This is a genomic window from Streptomyces sp. NPDC016309, assembly GCF_043077235.1.
GTDB lineage: Bacteria > Actinomycetota > Actinomycetes > Streptomycetales > Streptomycetaceae > Streptomyces.
Map to the genome: position 1 here is coordinate 186,768 of NZ_JBIBSG010000005.1, position 13,843 is coordinate 200,610.

A 13,843-nucleotide genomic window follows, 5' to 3' on the forward strand; every position below is an offset into this window, starting at 1 on the left:
GCCCGACACGCCCGGGCCCCGGCGCCGGACCAGGGCCCCGGCCTGATCCCGCCGGTGCCGGTCAGGCCCCGTCGAGGGGCGGCAGTTCACCGGAACGGGCCACCCGGGCGTACCAGTGGGCGGTCGACTTGGGGGTACGCCGCTGCGTCCCGTAGTCGACGTGCACCGCGCCGAACCGCTTGGCGTAGCCGTACGCCCACTCGAAATTGTCCAGCAGCGACCAGAGGCAGTAGCCCCGCACGTCCGCCCCGTCCTCGATGGCCCGGTGCACCGCCTCCAGATGGCCGTGCACGTACGCCAGGCGCCGGGGGTCGTGCACCGAACCGTCGGCCGCGACCTCGTCCTCGAATGCCGCCCCGTTCTCGGTGACCAGCAGCGGCAGGCCGGGGTACTCACCCGTCACCCGCAGCAGCAGGTCGTACAGGCCCGTCGGGTCGACCGCCCAGCCCATCGCGGTCCGCTCGCCGGGCGGCTGGTGGAAGGCGACGTCCTCCGACCCCGGCCAGGGCGAGTGGTCACTGGCGCCGTGCCCGTCGGCGCGCGGGGCGTCGTCGCCCTCGCGGGCCGCCCCCACCACGGTGGGCGTGTAGTAGTTGATGCCCAGGGTGTCCAGGGGCCGGCCGATGTCGGTGAGGTCGCCGGGGCGGACGAACGACCAGTCGGTGAGGTGCGCGGTGTCCCGCAGCAAATCGTCCGGATAGGCGCCGCCCAGCATGGGGCCCAGCCAGATCCGGTTGCCCACCGCGTCGATCCGGCGCACCGCGTCCAGGTCCTCCGGCGCCGAGGTGTGCGGCCGCAGCTCGTGCAGGTTCAGCGACACGGACGCCTGCGCGCGCGGCGGCAGCGCGGCGCGCAGCGCCTGGACCGCCAGCCCGTGCCCCAGGTTCAGGTGGTGCGCGGCCCGCAGGGCGGCGACGGGATCGGTGCGCCCGGGGGCGTGCACCCCGGAGCCGTACCCCAGGAAGGCCGTGCACCAGGGCTCGTTGAGCGTGGTCCAGCGCCCGACCCGGTCGCCGAGCGCCTCCGCGACGAGGGCGGCGTACTCGGCGAACCGCCCGGCGGTCGACCGGTGCGGCCAGCCCCCGGCGTCCTCCAGCTCCTGCGGCAGGTCCCAGTGGTACAGCGTCAGCACCGGCTCGATGCCGTGCGCCAGCAGGTCGTCCACCAGCCGGCGGTAGAAGTCCAGGCCCTTCTGCACGGCCGGTCCGCGCCCGGTCGGCTGCACGCGCGACCAGGACACCGAGAAGCGGTACGCGGTCAGCCCCAGGTCCGCCATGAGCCGTACGTCGTCGGCGGACCGGTGGTAGTGGTCGACCGCCACGTCCCCGGTGTGGCCCTCGAAGACCTTCCCGGGAGTGCGGGCGAAGGTGTCCCAGATGGACGGGGTCCGGCCGTCCTCGGCCGCCGCCCCCTCGATCTGGTACGCGGCGGTGGCGGCGCCCCACAGGAAGCCGGGCGGGAACCGGCGGGTCGCGGTGAGCGGCAGGGAATCGGACGCGGTCATACGGGAGCGCTCCCAACGCTGAGGAGGATGCGAGGTGTCATGAGACAGGGATCGGGTGCCGGCGGTCAGCTCTTGACCGCGCCCGAGGTGATGCCGCCCACGATGTGCTTGCCGAGCAGCGCGAACACCAGCAGCAGCGGCACGGTGGAGATGAGCGCGCCGGTCAGCACGACCGCCTGGTCGACGGTGTGGTTCCCCGACCCGAGGCCGGCGAGCGCCACCTGGAGGGTCGGGTCGCCGTCCGGCGTGAGCGCGATGAACGGCCAGAAGAAGTCGTTCCAGGCCTGGACGAAGACCAGCATGCCCAGGACGGCCATGGCGGGCCGGGCGACCGGGAAGACCACGTGCCAGATGATCCGCAGGCTGTGCGCGCCGTCCATCCGGGCGGCTTCCACCAGCTCCACGGGCAGCGCCTCGATCAGGTACTGGCGCATGAAGAACACCCCGAACGCGGCCACCAGCGACGGCAGCACGACCGACTGGAGCTGGTCCACCCAGCCCAGGTCCGTGATGATCCGGTACAGCGGGATCACGCTGAGCTGCGGCGGGATCGTCATCGTCGCCACGACGAGCGCCAGCAGGACGTTGCGGCCCCGGAACGGCAGCTTGGCGAAGGCGAAGCCGGCGAGCGTGGAGAACACCACCGTCGACACCGCCACCAGGCCGGCCACGACCGTGGTGTTCACCAGCGCCTCGCCCATGTCCACCTGGTTCCAGGCGAACGTCAGGTTGTCCAGCAGGCGCGGGCCGGGCAGCAGCGGCGCCGGGGCCTCCACGACCCGCTCGCCGGTGTGCGAGGCGGCGACGAGGTTCCAGTACAACGGGAAGAGCGAGACCAGGGCGGCCAGGCCCAGCAGGACGTACGTCAGCGGGCCCGCGTGCTGCTGGCGCCCCGCCGTCTGCGTGAACTTCACGTGGTCTCCCTGTTCAGACGGGCGACGAGCAGCCGCACCCCGCCGATCAGCAGCAGGATCAGCAGCATCACCCAGGCGATCGCGGACGCCTGTCCCAGCGCCCCGGTGATCCAGCCCTTCTCGTACATCAGCAGGCTCAGCGTCTGGAACTGGTTGCCGCTGCCCCCGCTCACCCCGAGGCTGCCGCCGAACAGCATCGGCTCACCGAAGAGCTGGGTGGCGCCGATCGTCGACACCACGATGGTGAACAGGATCGTCGGCCGGATCGACGGGATCGTCACGCTGACGAACTGGCGCCAGCGGGACGCCCCGTCCAGCGACGCGGCCTCGTACAGGTCCTGGGGGACGGCCTGCATCGCGGCCAGGTAGATCAGCGCGTTGTAGCCGGTCCACCGCCAGATGACGATGACGGAGATCGCGATCTGCGCGGGCCACTTGGACGACTCCCAGTCGACCGGACCGGCGCCGGCCCACCCCAGGACGGTGTTGACCAGCCCGTAGTCGCTGTTGAACAACTGGGCGAAGACGAGCGTCGCGGCGGCGATGGACGTCGCGTACGGGGCCAGCACCGCGACCCGGAAGAACCCCCGGCCACGCAGCTTGTAGTTGAGCAGGTGCGCCAGGCCCAGAGCCATCAGGAGCTGCGGGACGGTGGAGATGACCCCGATGGTGAAGGTGTTCGCCAGCGCGTTCCAGAAGAAGTCGCTGTCCCACAGCCCCGTGTAGTTGCCGAACCCGCGCCACTGCGCCTCCCCGCCCAGCTCCACGCGGTGCAGCGACAGCCAGCCGGTGTAAATCAGGGGGAAGAGCCCGAAGGCGGCGAAGCAGAGGAAGAAGGGGGAGACGAAGACGTACGGGGTCGCCTTCAGGTCCCATCGGTAGAGGCGGCTGCGCCAGCCGGTGCCCGCGGGGGCCTCGGCCCCCGGGACCCCGGTGTCCCGGTAGCCCGGGCCCCCGGTCGCGGGCGGGTCCGCCGGGCCGGGCGGGTCCGCCGGGCCGGCGGCCTCGGGCGCGGGTGGCCCCGGGGGGCCTGGCGGCGACGTGCCGTTGGCCGTCGCGCGGGGGGAGGTGGCCACGGGGGGCGTCCTTCCAGGTGGGTGCGGGGATGCGGGGGAGGCGTGCGCGAAGGCGAAGGCGAAGGCGCGGGCACGGGCGAGGGCGAGGTTGGTGGGGTGGTCGCGGGTGCGTGGGCCGCGGCGGGGGCACGGGCACGGGCACGGGCGAGGACGGTGGGGTGGGCGCGGTGCGCGGGCCGGGGCGGGGCCCTCCGGGCCCGTCTCCCGCCGGGGTCGCCCCACGCGGCCGGCGGGCGCGCCCACCCGGTTCGGTGGACGCCCGGCGCCGCCGGTCCGCCGCGGGGACGACCCTCCACGTCCCCTCGCCGCCGGGGGCGATGGCGGGCTCCGTCCACGGGCCGGGGCCCGGCCGGCGGCGTACCGGGGCTACTGGTCGATCTTGTCGGCGACCAGCTTCCTGACGTTCTGCCATGCCGTGTCCGGCGCCGTCCCGCGCTGCTCGATGTCGAGGATGCCGTTGTCGGTGATGAAGGTCTTCACCTGGCCGTCATAGCGGCTGACCGGCGCGGGGCGGATCCCGGCCGCCGCCTCCGAGTAGATCCGGCCGACGGGGGTGTCACCGAAGTACGGGATCCTGGCCGTCTGGACCGTCGCCGAGGCGAGCGTCTCCTTGGTGGAGGGGATGTTGCCGTTGACCCCGAACACCTTGGCGTGCTGCTCCGGTGCCGTCAGCCACGCGGCGAGCTTCGCGGCCTCCTCGGCGTGCTTGCCGGCCTTCGGCACCGCGAGGAAGGAGCCGCCCCAGTTGCCGGCGACCGGAGGGGCGGCGATGTCCCACTTGCCCTTGTTGGCGGGGCCGGCCTGGTCCTTGATGATGCCCGTCATCCAGCTCGGGCAGGCGACGGTGGCGAACCGGGAGTTCTTGAACCCGGCGTTCCACGTGCCCTTCTCGTCGAACTGCCGCAGCTTGGCGGTGATGCCGCTCCGCGCGGCCTCGACGGCGAGGTCCCAGGCCTTGCGGACGCCGGGGCTGTCCTCGTAGGCCAGCTCCCCCTCCTCGTCGGCGTACTGCTGCGGCTGGCTGGAGAGCACCGCGTTGAACAGCCCGCTGGCCGAGTCGTGGAAGGCCGTCCCCGCCGGGGCGTTCTTCTGGTACGTCTTGCCGGTCGCGACGAACTTCGCCCAGTCGCCCGCCCACAGCTCGGCGACCTTCGCGCGGTCCGTGGGCAGCTTGGCCTTGGCGAAGAGGTCCTTGTTGTAGCAGATGGCCATCGGGCCGATGTCGGTGCCGAGGCCGATGACCGAGCCGTTGCCGGTCGTCGCCTGCTTGACCTTCCAGTCCAGGTAGGCGGAGGTGTCGGCGCCACCGGTCTTGGACAGGTCCACCCACTTGTTCGCCATGGCGGGGCCGGTCGCCTCGGCGATGTACCCGACCTCGATGGCCTGGATGTCGGCGAGGCCGCTGTTGCGGGAGAGACGCAGCTTCAGCGTGTCCCAGTACTTCTGGCCGTCGGCGACGTTGGACTCGACGATCGTGATGTTCGGGTGGAGCCGCTCGTACTCGGCGTACAGCTTGGCGCCGTTCTTGTCGTCGTAGCCGAAGGAGCCGAAGGTCCCGACGCGCAGGGTGATCTTGCCGCCGCCCGCGGCTCCGTCGGCGGTGCCGTCGTCGGTGCTGCATCCGGCCATCAGGGCCGCGCCGGCCACGAGCGCCGCGAGGGCCGCGGATCCGGGGCGGCGGGGTCTGCCCGTACTGCTGGTAGTGCGCATTCCACTCTCCTCGTCCAGGTGGTGCCGGTGTGCGCGCGAAAAGGGGTCCGGGTCGGCGTTCAGCGGCTCGGCGGCGGCCGGGTCGGACAGCGGTGCCGGGCGGTGGGAGCGCTCCCACACCGCCATGCCCGGAAGGTTGCTGCCTGGCGGGGGCGGGTGTCAAGACATGGGCGGGAAATCGTCGCCGCTGGCGGCGCGGGCGGCTTTCCTCTACGGTGGGAGCGCTCCCACCCCGGTTCTCCGCACCGGTACTCCCGCTGGCCCCGGCGCAGGGGCACCCTCTAGGTTGACGGTGACGACAGTCACCACCCCGTTGCGGGGTTCGGCGTTCGATGGGAGACCGATGGCGGTGAGCGGACGGCAGACCGGCAGACCCACGCTGGAGGAGGTCGCGGCCCGGGCGGGGGTCGGACGCGGCACCGTGTCGCGGGTGATCAACGGCTCGCCCCGGGTCAGCGACCGGGCGAAGGAGGCGGTCGGCCAGGCCATCGCCGAGCTGGGGTACGTCCCCAACCGCGCCGCCCGCGCGCTGGCCGGTGCCCGTACGGACGCCATCGCCCTGGTGATCCCCGAGACCGAGGCCCGCCTGTTCGCCGAGCCGTACTTCCTCGACATCATCCGGGGCGTCAGCACCGAGCTCGCCGACGCGGACATGCAGCTTCTGCTCACCCTGATCCGGTCCAGCAAGGAGCGGCAGCGGTTCGAGCAGTACCTGTCCGCCCAGCGGGTGGACGGCGTACTGCTCGTCTCCGTCCACGCGGACGATCCGCTGCCCGACCTGGCGCGCGAACTGGGCCTGCCCGCCGTGCTCAACGGCCGCCGTTCCGCCGGCGAACCCGTGGCCTACGTCGACTCCGACAACGTGGGCGCCGGCCGCTCCGCCGTCGGCCACCTCGCCGGCCGGGGCCGCCGCCGGATCGCGACCATCACCGGGCCGCTGGACATGTACGTGGCGCGCTGCCGGCTCGACGGCTACCGCCAGGGCGTCGAGGCGGCCGGGCTGCCGGCCGACGACCGGCTGGTGGCCGCCGCCGACTTCACCGAGGAGGGCGGCCGCCGCGCCATGCGCGAGCTGCTGGACCGCTGCCCGGACGTGGACGGCGTCTTCGCCGCCTCGGACGTGATGGCGGCGGGTGCCCGCGGGGTGCTGCGCGAGGCGGGCCGGCGCGTCCCGGACGACGTGGCCCTCATCGGGGTCGACGACTCGGCCGTGGCCCGGCTGATGGACCCGCCGCTGACCAGCGTGCGCCAGCCGATCGAGGAGATGGGCCGCCGCATGGCCCGCGCCCTGCTCCAGGAGATCACCGGCGCCGGCCCGGAACCCTGCCGGGTCGTCCTGCCCACCGAACTGGTGGTCCGCGACTCGACGTGACGCCCCGCGCGCCCGTCCGCCCCCGGCGGCCGCCGTGCGGTCACCGGGGGCGGGGTCCGGGGCGGGGTCAGAGCGCCGGATGGGCGTTCTTCATCAGCTCCTGGAACTGGGCCGAGAACCACCGGCCCGACAGCGGGGCGTTCGGCAGAGCGCCCGACATGTTGTTGTTGTTCCGGGGGTTGCCCGTGTACGTGGGGTCGCACATCCGGTCGAAGCCCTTGCCCTCGTCGTTCGGGATCTCGCGGCTCGCCCCGTCCGACTCGCCCGGCGGCTTCATCCACACGTACGCGTCGATGCCCGCCGCCGGGGCCGCCTTCGGGCGCTCACCGAGACCGGCTCCGGCCTGGTTGCACCAGTTGCCGAGGTGGATGCGCCGGTCGTAGCGGCCGCCGTTGACGTACGTGTCGACGCTGGTCGTCGCGCCCGGACCGGCCGGGCGCGCGGTACCGCCCCAGCCGTTGCGGGAGGTGTCGATCAGCATGCCGACGTTCTGGTCGAAGCCGAGCGACACCAGCTTGGCGCGCATGGCCTGGGCGTACGACAGCTCGTCGGTGTACCGGTTCCAGTCGACCCACTTCGACTGGCGCACGGACACGCCGTTGACGGAGTCCTCGATCCTGAAGTGGTCCTCCTTCAGCGCGCTGTAGTTGGCCGTGTTGACGATGAAGCCGTGCACGTTGGAGACCGTCGAGCCCTCGGCGGTCGCGGCCTGCTTGAACAGTTCGGCGGACGCGCCGAAGTTGTCGTCCCAGCCGAGCCAGCCGTGGTGGCCGGCGTCCACGTAGTTGTAGACGTTGCCGATCGCGCCGAGCTTGTTCAGCGCGTACCCGACGCCCTTGATGTAGTTGCCGTTCGCCTTCATCACGTCGCAGTTGGGCGTGGCGGTCGGGCGGGGGGTCACATTGGTGACCAGGTTGGGCAGGGAGTCGATCTCCACGGTGGTGACGATCCGCAGGCCCGCGTACTTGGGGTCGGCGAGGATCGCGGCGATCGGGTCGATGTACCGGGTCTTGTACTTGTCGATCTCCGTCGGGCCCAGCTCGCCGTTGGAGGCGAGGGCGGCGCAGTCGCGGCCCGGCAGGTTGTAGATGACGAGCTGGACGGCGAGTTCGCCGGTGCCCTTCTGGCGCAGTGCCTCGTCGAGGTGGTCGCGGAGGCCCATGCCGCCGTTCACGCCGTCGATGGCGGCGATCCGGTCGAGCCAGACGCCGGTCGGCTGCTGGGAGACCCGGCTGCCGCCCGGCTCGGCGGCGGCCTTCGCGGACCATTCGGGGTTCACGTACACCTTGGCGCCCGCGTAGGGGTTGTCGACGCGGCTGCCGGAGGGCGGCGGGTCGGTGGGCGGGTCCGTGGGGTCGGTCGGGTCCGTGGGGCCGCCGTTGCAGGTGACGCCGTTGAGCTTGAAGGCCGTGGGGACGGCGTTGGTGCCGCTGTACGAGGCGTTGAAGCCGAAGGATGTCGATCCTCCGGTGGCCAGGCTGCCGTTGTACGGGGCGTTCCTGGCGGTGACCGCGGCACCGGACTGGGTGGTCGTGGCGTTCCAGGCCTGGGTGACGCGCTGGTTGCCCGCGTAGGTCCACTCCAGCGTCCAGGACGCCACCGGGTCACCGGTGTTGGTGACCGTGACGTCGGCGCCGAAGCCGGTGCTCCACTGGTTGGTGACCCGGTAGTCGACCCGGCAGCCGGGGGCGGCGGCGCCGGCCGTGGTGGTCAGCGCGGTGGCGGTGGCCCCGGTCGCCGCGAGCAGGGTGCAGGCGGCCAGGAGGGCGGTCCGGCGGCGGGAGGGGGGTGCGGCGGTTCTGGTGCGGCTCATGTCCGGTACTACCTCTCGGTCGTGGGCGCGCTTCGATGGAGGCGCGGCCCGGTGACGAATGGTGCGGATATGTGCGGTACGTGCCGACGTCGCAGAGCAATGGCGTACGGGGAACGGGGATGCGGTACGGTTCCGCGCCGCTGCCACCCCTGACGGGGCGGGCGGGGGAGGAGCGAACCCGGCTGGCCCGTGCCGCGTACGACCCGGGCGGGCACCTGACCGTGCGCCGACCGAAATGGAACCGCTCCCACTGGTGGAGCAGACCGTAGCGGCAAGTTCCGCCAAGGAACAGAGGGGCCGTCAATTTTCTCCTTCGATTTTCTTCGACTCTTCAACCCCCTTGACCCTCCGTCTCCCTCTCCCCATAGTGGGAGCGCTCCCACTGGCCTTCCACTGGTACAAGGCTTGTGCACGACGCGTCACCCCGCCCGGACCGCGCTGCCCCCGGTCCGACGGCGGACCCCCCGTCGAAAGGAAGCCACCGTGCCCACCTCGTCGCCGCCCCGGCCGGCCCCCGTGAACCCGTCACCCCCAGGTCGCCGCCACGCGCGGAAAGGTTGCCGCACCCGGGGCGCCGGCCCGTCACCGGCGAGCGCGCGGCGGCCGGCCGGGGCGGTGTCACACGGCTGGGCCGGGCGCCGGGGCCGCTTCGATGACGCGCTCCGGGTAGTGCAGCCACACCCGGTGGCCGAGGCGGGCGGACACGTGGCGGGACTCCTGCGGGAGATCGGCGCTCGGCGATGGAACCTCTAAATATCTGCGCCACGCAGTGAATGTGTCGTACAGTGGAGGCATGACGAAGGAATCCTTTCGGCCCGTGGTGGCCGTTACCGGAGCGACCGGTGCCCAGGGCGGCGCGGCCGCCCGCTCGCTGCTCGACCAGGGCTTCGAGGTCCGCGCCCTGACCCGCGATCCCGACTCGGCCGCCGCCAAGGCGCTGCGGGTCCTCGGCGCCGAGGTGCTCGCCGCCGACTTCGACGACCGCGAGTCGCTGGAGGCCGCCCTGAAGGGCGCCGACAGGTTGTTCGCGATGTCCACGCCGTTCGGCTCCGACCCGGAGACCGAAGTCCGGCAGGGCATCGGCCTGCTGGAGGCCGCCCGCGGCATCGGGCACATCGTGTTCACCTCGGCCGCGCACGCCGACCGGGACACGGGCATCCCGCACTTCGACAGCAAGTACCGCATCGAGCGGCACCTGCGCGGGCTGGGTGTGCCGTGGACGATCCTCGGTCCGGCCGCGTTCATGGACAACTACACGGTCGAGTGGTCGCTGGAAGGTCTGCGTGAAGGCCGATTCGTCCTGCCGATGCCGGCCGACCGGCCGCTGACACTGATTCCCGCGCGGGACATCGGAGCCTTTGCCGCCCATGTGCTCGCGCGGCCCGAGGAGTTCGCGGGCCGGCGCATCGACATCGCCTCCGACGAGCTGACCTGTCCCGAGATCGCGGAGGCGCTGACCGGGGTGTGCGGCAGGCCGATCGTCTTCGAGCGGCTGCCGATCGCCCGCGTCGAGGCGTTCTCCGCCGATCTCGCCGCGATGTTCCGGTACTTCACCGAGGTCGGCCTCGACGTGGACGTGGACGCGCTGCGGCGCGACTTTCCGGAGATCGGCTGGCAGCGCTTCGGCGCCTGGGCGGCCGAGCGCACCTGGCCGGTCGACTGAGCGCACGTGGCCGGCACGTGGCTCGCCTCGGACCGGTAGCGGTTCATGCGAGCGCTCGGCCGGGGTATTCCGGCCGAGCGCCCCGCGCGGGCGGCCGTTGAGCTTCGGGCGTGGCGGCCTGGTTCGCCTTGCCCGCCCGGGTGGGCAGGGGGTCCGTACGGGCACCTGACGGGACACGGGTCTGGTTGCATTCCTCGCCTACGTGATCACGCTGCGGTGGGCCCGGTCGGCCGCGACGGGGGAAGCGGCCGGCCGGGACGTCTCATGCGGCGGGGCCGTGGACCGGCGCGGGCTCGATGATCCGTTCGGGGTGGTGCAGCCACACCTGCTGTCCGCGGGCCGTGACCGTCACCCCGAAGTCGCGGGCCTCGAGCGAGCCGAGGGCGAGGTACTCCTCGTGCACCCGCTCGACCTCCTGCCAGAGACTCCGTACGCCGTACTCGTAGGCGTCCTCACCGGTCACGGCCGTCGCCGCGCAGCCGTCCTCGTCCTGCAACCACACCTGTGCGCCGTCGGCCCGGTCTGCGTGGACCATGCGCACCCGGGGGAGCCGAGTCCCGGCGTACAGCGCGAACCCGAGCGTCAGCAGCGCGCGGGGATCGAGGCGCGCGGCCGCCGTCCGGCAGGTGGTGGTGTCGACCTGCTTCAGGGCGGGTGGCCGGTGGGAGCGCATCGGCATGTACGAGGCGCCTCCCTGGAACCGGCCCGCGGCGCCGCCGTTGCCGTCGGCGGTGAGCTGGATGACCGCGCCGCTCCAGAAGTCCCGGGCCAGGGGCGCGACGAGGACGCCGCCCAGGACGAGTTGCCGTACGAGCCGGTGCGGGACCGTCCGCAGCGCGCAGGTGACGAGGACGCGGTCGAACGGGGCCTGGTCGGGCCAGCCCCCCGCCCCGTCCCCGCACGCCAGGTTCGGCCGGTACCCGGCCGCACGGAGAACGGCGGTTGCGTGGTGGGCGAGGCCGGGGTCGATCTCGACGCTGTACACCCGTGAGTCACCGACCCGGCGGCAGAGCAGTGCCGCGACGTAGCCGGACGCGGTGCCGATCTCCAGCACCCGGTGCCCGGACTCGACCAGGAGCAGGCGGAGCATACGGGCGACCATCGACGGCTGGCTGTTGGACGAGGTGGCGACGCCGGGCCCGTCGGGCGCGCCGTCGTCGACCTGGATGACGACCGGCTCGTCGGAGTGGACGAGGCCCAGGCGTTCGTCCTCGGTCATGAGCGGCTCGCACGCCGTGGTGCCCTGGCGCCAGGCCTGGCGGGGGATGAACGGTGCGCGGGGGACGGCGTGCCAGACGGCGCGCCATGTCTCGTCGAGCAGGCCGCGCCCGTAGAGGTTCTCCACGAGCGCGGCGTGCTCGCCCAGTGGGGCGGCGGTCACATCAGCTCCCGTCGGTGTCGGCGTACTTGTGCGGGCCGGAGCCGCCGGGGGACGGCGGAGTGGGCGGGGTCCATGGCTTGTCGGACGGCCGGCCGCCGTGCTTGCCGCCGTCGGCGTTCGTGGTGTCGCTCATGTCTACCTCCTGGGTGAGTGGTCGTCGGATGTGACGGGGCTCAGCGGTTGCGGAAGGATGCGCGGGGCGAACCCGGCCGGGGCGCCCTGCCCGGCAGCCGGGGCCACCCCGCTCCGGAGTACTCGTGGAAGTGGTCGCCCTCGTGACCCGGCCGGAGCGTGCAGCAGCGGCAGGGTTGCCCCGGCATGGGTGCCCAGCACAAGGGCAGCCCGGCAGGTCCTCGCTCGGCCGCCGTTCCCCCGGCCCGGTCGATGGCCTCCATGGTGAGACCCCTTTCGCTACGCTGAGTTGCTGCTCATCACTGACGACGACGGTAGAGAGTGGCGGCGTCGGCCTGAACCGACCGTGGGTACCGGTTGACGTCGCACCATCGCGAGCAAGGGGGCGCCATGCTCGGCAGCCAGCGATCCACCCTGACCAACGGTCAGGGAAGTCACCCTCGTGGGCGCGGCGGCCTGGTGTCGGGGTACACGTTCCGGCTGATTCGAGAGCAGCTGGGGCAGACGCAGGAATCGCTGGCCGGTCGGCTTCAGGTTTCCGTCGACACCATCGCCGGGTGGGAATCGGGCCGACGCCCGTTGACGTCGGTGCCGGCCGGACACATGCTCGTGCAGCGGCACCGTTTGTTGCGGCTCGGTGCCGCGTCCTCTCTGTTGCTGGCCCTTGATCGGGCCATGGAGGCGGACGTCCTCCTGGCCGGTGTCCTGGACGAGGACACGCCGCCGGAGGACAGCACACTCGGGGCATGGGTCATGCAACGCGACCTGGTCGAAGTCATCGCCTGGCCACTGAACGGCATCGCCCCATCGCCCCTCCGCAAGCTGCCTGCCCCGCCTCGGCCCCGTCGGGGCCCGGTGCCGACCGCCCCGGAGATGTGCTCCACGGACCGCCGCCGCTTCTTCGACCGCATGCGCCGCACAGCTGAACGGTCCCGAGGGGCGGAGCACTTCCTGCTGCGTCGTCAGGCCCTGTACCTGGCCGGCTACGACACGGCCACGGACACCTCCGACTGGCTGGACCACCAGCAGCGGAGCGAGCGGCCCGACGACTGGCTGACCGGCTGGCTGAACAGCCGCTCGGTCGCGGCGGTCGCCGCCCGACAGGGGGACCGTGAGCGTCTGGGGCACTTCATCGGCGGGCTGCTGGACGACGATGCGAGTGAGGCGGCCAACCTGAACTACTGGGCGTACTGGGTCGGCGAGACCACGCACGTCGAGCTGAGCGACGACTTCATCGCCGAGTCCCGGCCCGGCCCCTGGACCGGGGACCGGCTCATGCAGCACCTGGTGCGCGGTCTGACGCCCGAGCACGGCTTTTTCGACCTCAATGTGCACACCATGTGGGCCCTGCTCACGGTCCGGCCGAACCTGTTGCGAAAGCAGTCGGCACCGGCCGAGGCCCTACGCGCCCGCCTCCCGATGATGTTGGATGGCCGGGAGCTCTCGCCGCTGGCTCGCCGAGAGCTGGAGAGCATCCGGTACGCGATCCGCCTCGCCGAGGCGTGAGAGGAGACGGACGGTGGCTGAAGACCTGTCCGCGGTAGCGCGCTTCCTGTTCGAGGCGGGGACGCTCAAGCACGCCCGCCGCACCGGGTGGTGGATGGCGGGGGTGCGCGATCCCGAGAGTGTGGCCGAGCATGCGTGGCGTACGTCCCTGATCGCGTCGGTCATCGCGCAGCTCGAAGGTGCCGACCCGGCCAGGGCGGCCCTGATGGCCGTGTGGCACGACTCACAGGAGACCCGTACCGGGGATGTCAACCACCTGGGCAAGAAGTACGGCGGCGCAGCCGATCCGCGCGCGGTGACCGAGGACCAGACGGTGGGGATGCCCGAGCCGCTGGCCTCGGTGATCCGGGATCTGGTTGCCGAGTACGAGGACAAGGAATCCCCCGAGGCGGTGTGCGCCCGCGACGCGGACAAGCTGGAGTGCCTGCTCCAAGGAATCGAGTACAAGGAACAGGGCTACGGCAACGCCCAGCGGTGGATCGACAACAGCCGGGGCCGGCTCGTCACCGGGACCGCCAAGAGCCTGGCCGACGAGCTCCTGGACCAGAACGGGCTCGACTGGCTGCGTACCGCCCTGGGGGAGACGCGCGGCTGAGCGGGCCATGAGCAAAGCCCCCTCCCGCCCGGTGGCGAAAGGGGGCTTCACGGGCTTCCGCGTACAACGAAACAGCCGGTGACCCGTCACACGGGCCACCGGCTGATCCACAAGGGTGAGTAACGGGACTCGAACCAGTTTTGTTACCTACCTTTGACCTGGCCTGATGCTGAAAAT

Annotated in this window: 11 protein-coding genes; 4 read left to right on the forward strand and 7 right to left on the reverse strand. The window is 72.2% G+C overall.

The window, feature by feature from the left end; translation table 11 throughout:
• Positions 1–61: 61 nt before the first annotated feature.
• From ACF068_RS14385 to ACF068_RS14400, 4 genes are all read right to left on the reverse strand, one after another.
• Positions 62–1,504, reverse strand: a complete 1,443-nt coding sequence (locus ACF068_RS14385) for a GH1 family beta-glucosidase (protein ID WP_392274536.1) — start codon at positions 1,502–1,504, stop codon at positions 62–64.
• A gap of 65 nt (positions 1,505–1,569) precedes the next feature.
• Positions 1,570–2,418 carry a carbohydrate ABC transporter permease gene (locus tag ACF068_RS14390; protein WP_392274537.1) on the reverse strand — a complete coding sequence of 283 codons (849 nt, stop codon included), beginning with the start codon at positions 2,416–2,418 and terminating at the stop codon, positions 1,570–1,572.
• The gene (locus ACF068_RS14395; RefSeq protein ID WP_392274538.1) at positions 2,415–3,494 is read right to left on the reverse strand and encodes a carbohydrate ABC transporter permease; all 1,080 of its coding nucleotides are present in this window, start codon (positions 3,492–3,494) and stop codon (positions 2,415–2,417) included. Before ACF068_RS14395 ends, ACF068_RS14390 begins: the two co-directional genes overlap by 4 nt.
• A gap of 366 nt (positions 3,495–3,860) precedes the next feature.
• On the reverse strand, positions 3,861–5,204 hold the full coding sequence (locus ACF068_RS14400; protein ID WP_392274868.1) for an ABC transporter substrate-binding protein: 1,344 nt from the start codon (positions 5,202–5,204) through the stop codon (positions 3,861–3,863).
• A 343-nt stretch (positions 5,205–5,547) separates the two neighbouring features.
• On the opposite strand from ACF068_RS14400, the gene ACF068_RS14405 reads away from it, so the two are divergent.
• Positions 5,548–6,576 carry a LacI family DNA-binding transcriptional regulator gene (locus tag ACF068_RS14405; protein ID WP_392274539.1) on the forward strand — a complete coding sequence of 343 codons (1,029 nt, stop codon included), beginning with the start codon at positions 5,548–5,550 and terminating at the stop codon, positions 6,574–6,576.
• A 67-nt stretch (positions 6,577–6,643) separates the two neighbouring features.
• Here the strand turns inward: ACF068_RS14405 and ACF068_RS14410 are convergent, their stop codons facing one another.
• On the reverse strand, positions 6,644–8,389 hold the full coding sequence (locus tag ACF068_RS14410; RefSeq protein WP_392274540.1) for a glycoside hydrolase family 6 protein: 1,746 nt from the start codon (positions 8,387–8,389) through the stop codon (positions 6,644–6,646).
• Positions 8,390–9,182: 793 nt separating this feature from the next.
• Between ACF068_RS14410 and ACF068_RS14415 the strand changes: the two genes are divergently transcribed.
• Positions 9,183–10,052, forward strand: a complete 870-nt coding sequence (locus ACF068_RS14415; protein WP_392274541.1) for an NmrA/HSCARG family protein — start codon at positions 9,183–9,185, stop codon at positions 10,050–10,052.
• 262 nt (positions 10,053–10,314) lie between these two features.
• Here the strand turns inward: ACF068_RS14415 and ACF068_RS14420 are convergent, their stop codons facing one another.
• Together ACF068_RS14420 and ACF068_RS14425 are read right to left on the reverse strand one after the other, a co-directional pair.
• A complete protein-coding gene (locus tag ACF068_RS14420) occupies positions 10,315–11,433 on the reverse strand; it encodes a methyltransferase domain-containing protein (protein WP_392274542.1) in 1,119 nt (372 codons plus the stop codon).
• A gap of 1 nt (position 11,434) precedes the next feature.
• Positions 11,435–11,566, reverse strand: a complete 132-nt coding sequence (locus ACF068_RS14425) for a hypothetical protein (protein WP_392274543.1) — start codon at positions 11,564–11,566, stop codon at positions 11,435–11,437.
• A 389-nt stretch (positions 11,567–11,955) separates the two neighbouring features.
• Between ACF068_RS14425 and ACF068_RS14430 the strand changes: the two genes are divergently transcribed.
• Positions 11,956–13,071, forward strand: coding sequence for a helix-turn-helix domain-containing protein (locus tag ACF068_RS14430; protein WP_392274544.1), 1,116 nt, complete (start codon positions 11,956–11,958; stop codon positions 13,069–13,071).
• A 13-nt stretch (positions 13,072–13,084) separates the two neighbouring features.
• Positions 13,085–13,666 (forward strand): HD family hydrolase, encoded by a 582-nt coding sequence (locus tag ACF068_RS14435; RefSeq protein ID WP_392274545.1) that lies wholly within the window; start codon positions 13,085–13,087, stop codon positions 13,664–13,666.
• The last annotated feature ends 177 nt before the right edge of the window (positions 13,667–13,843 follow it).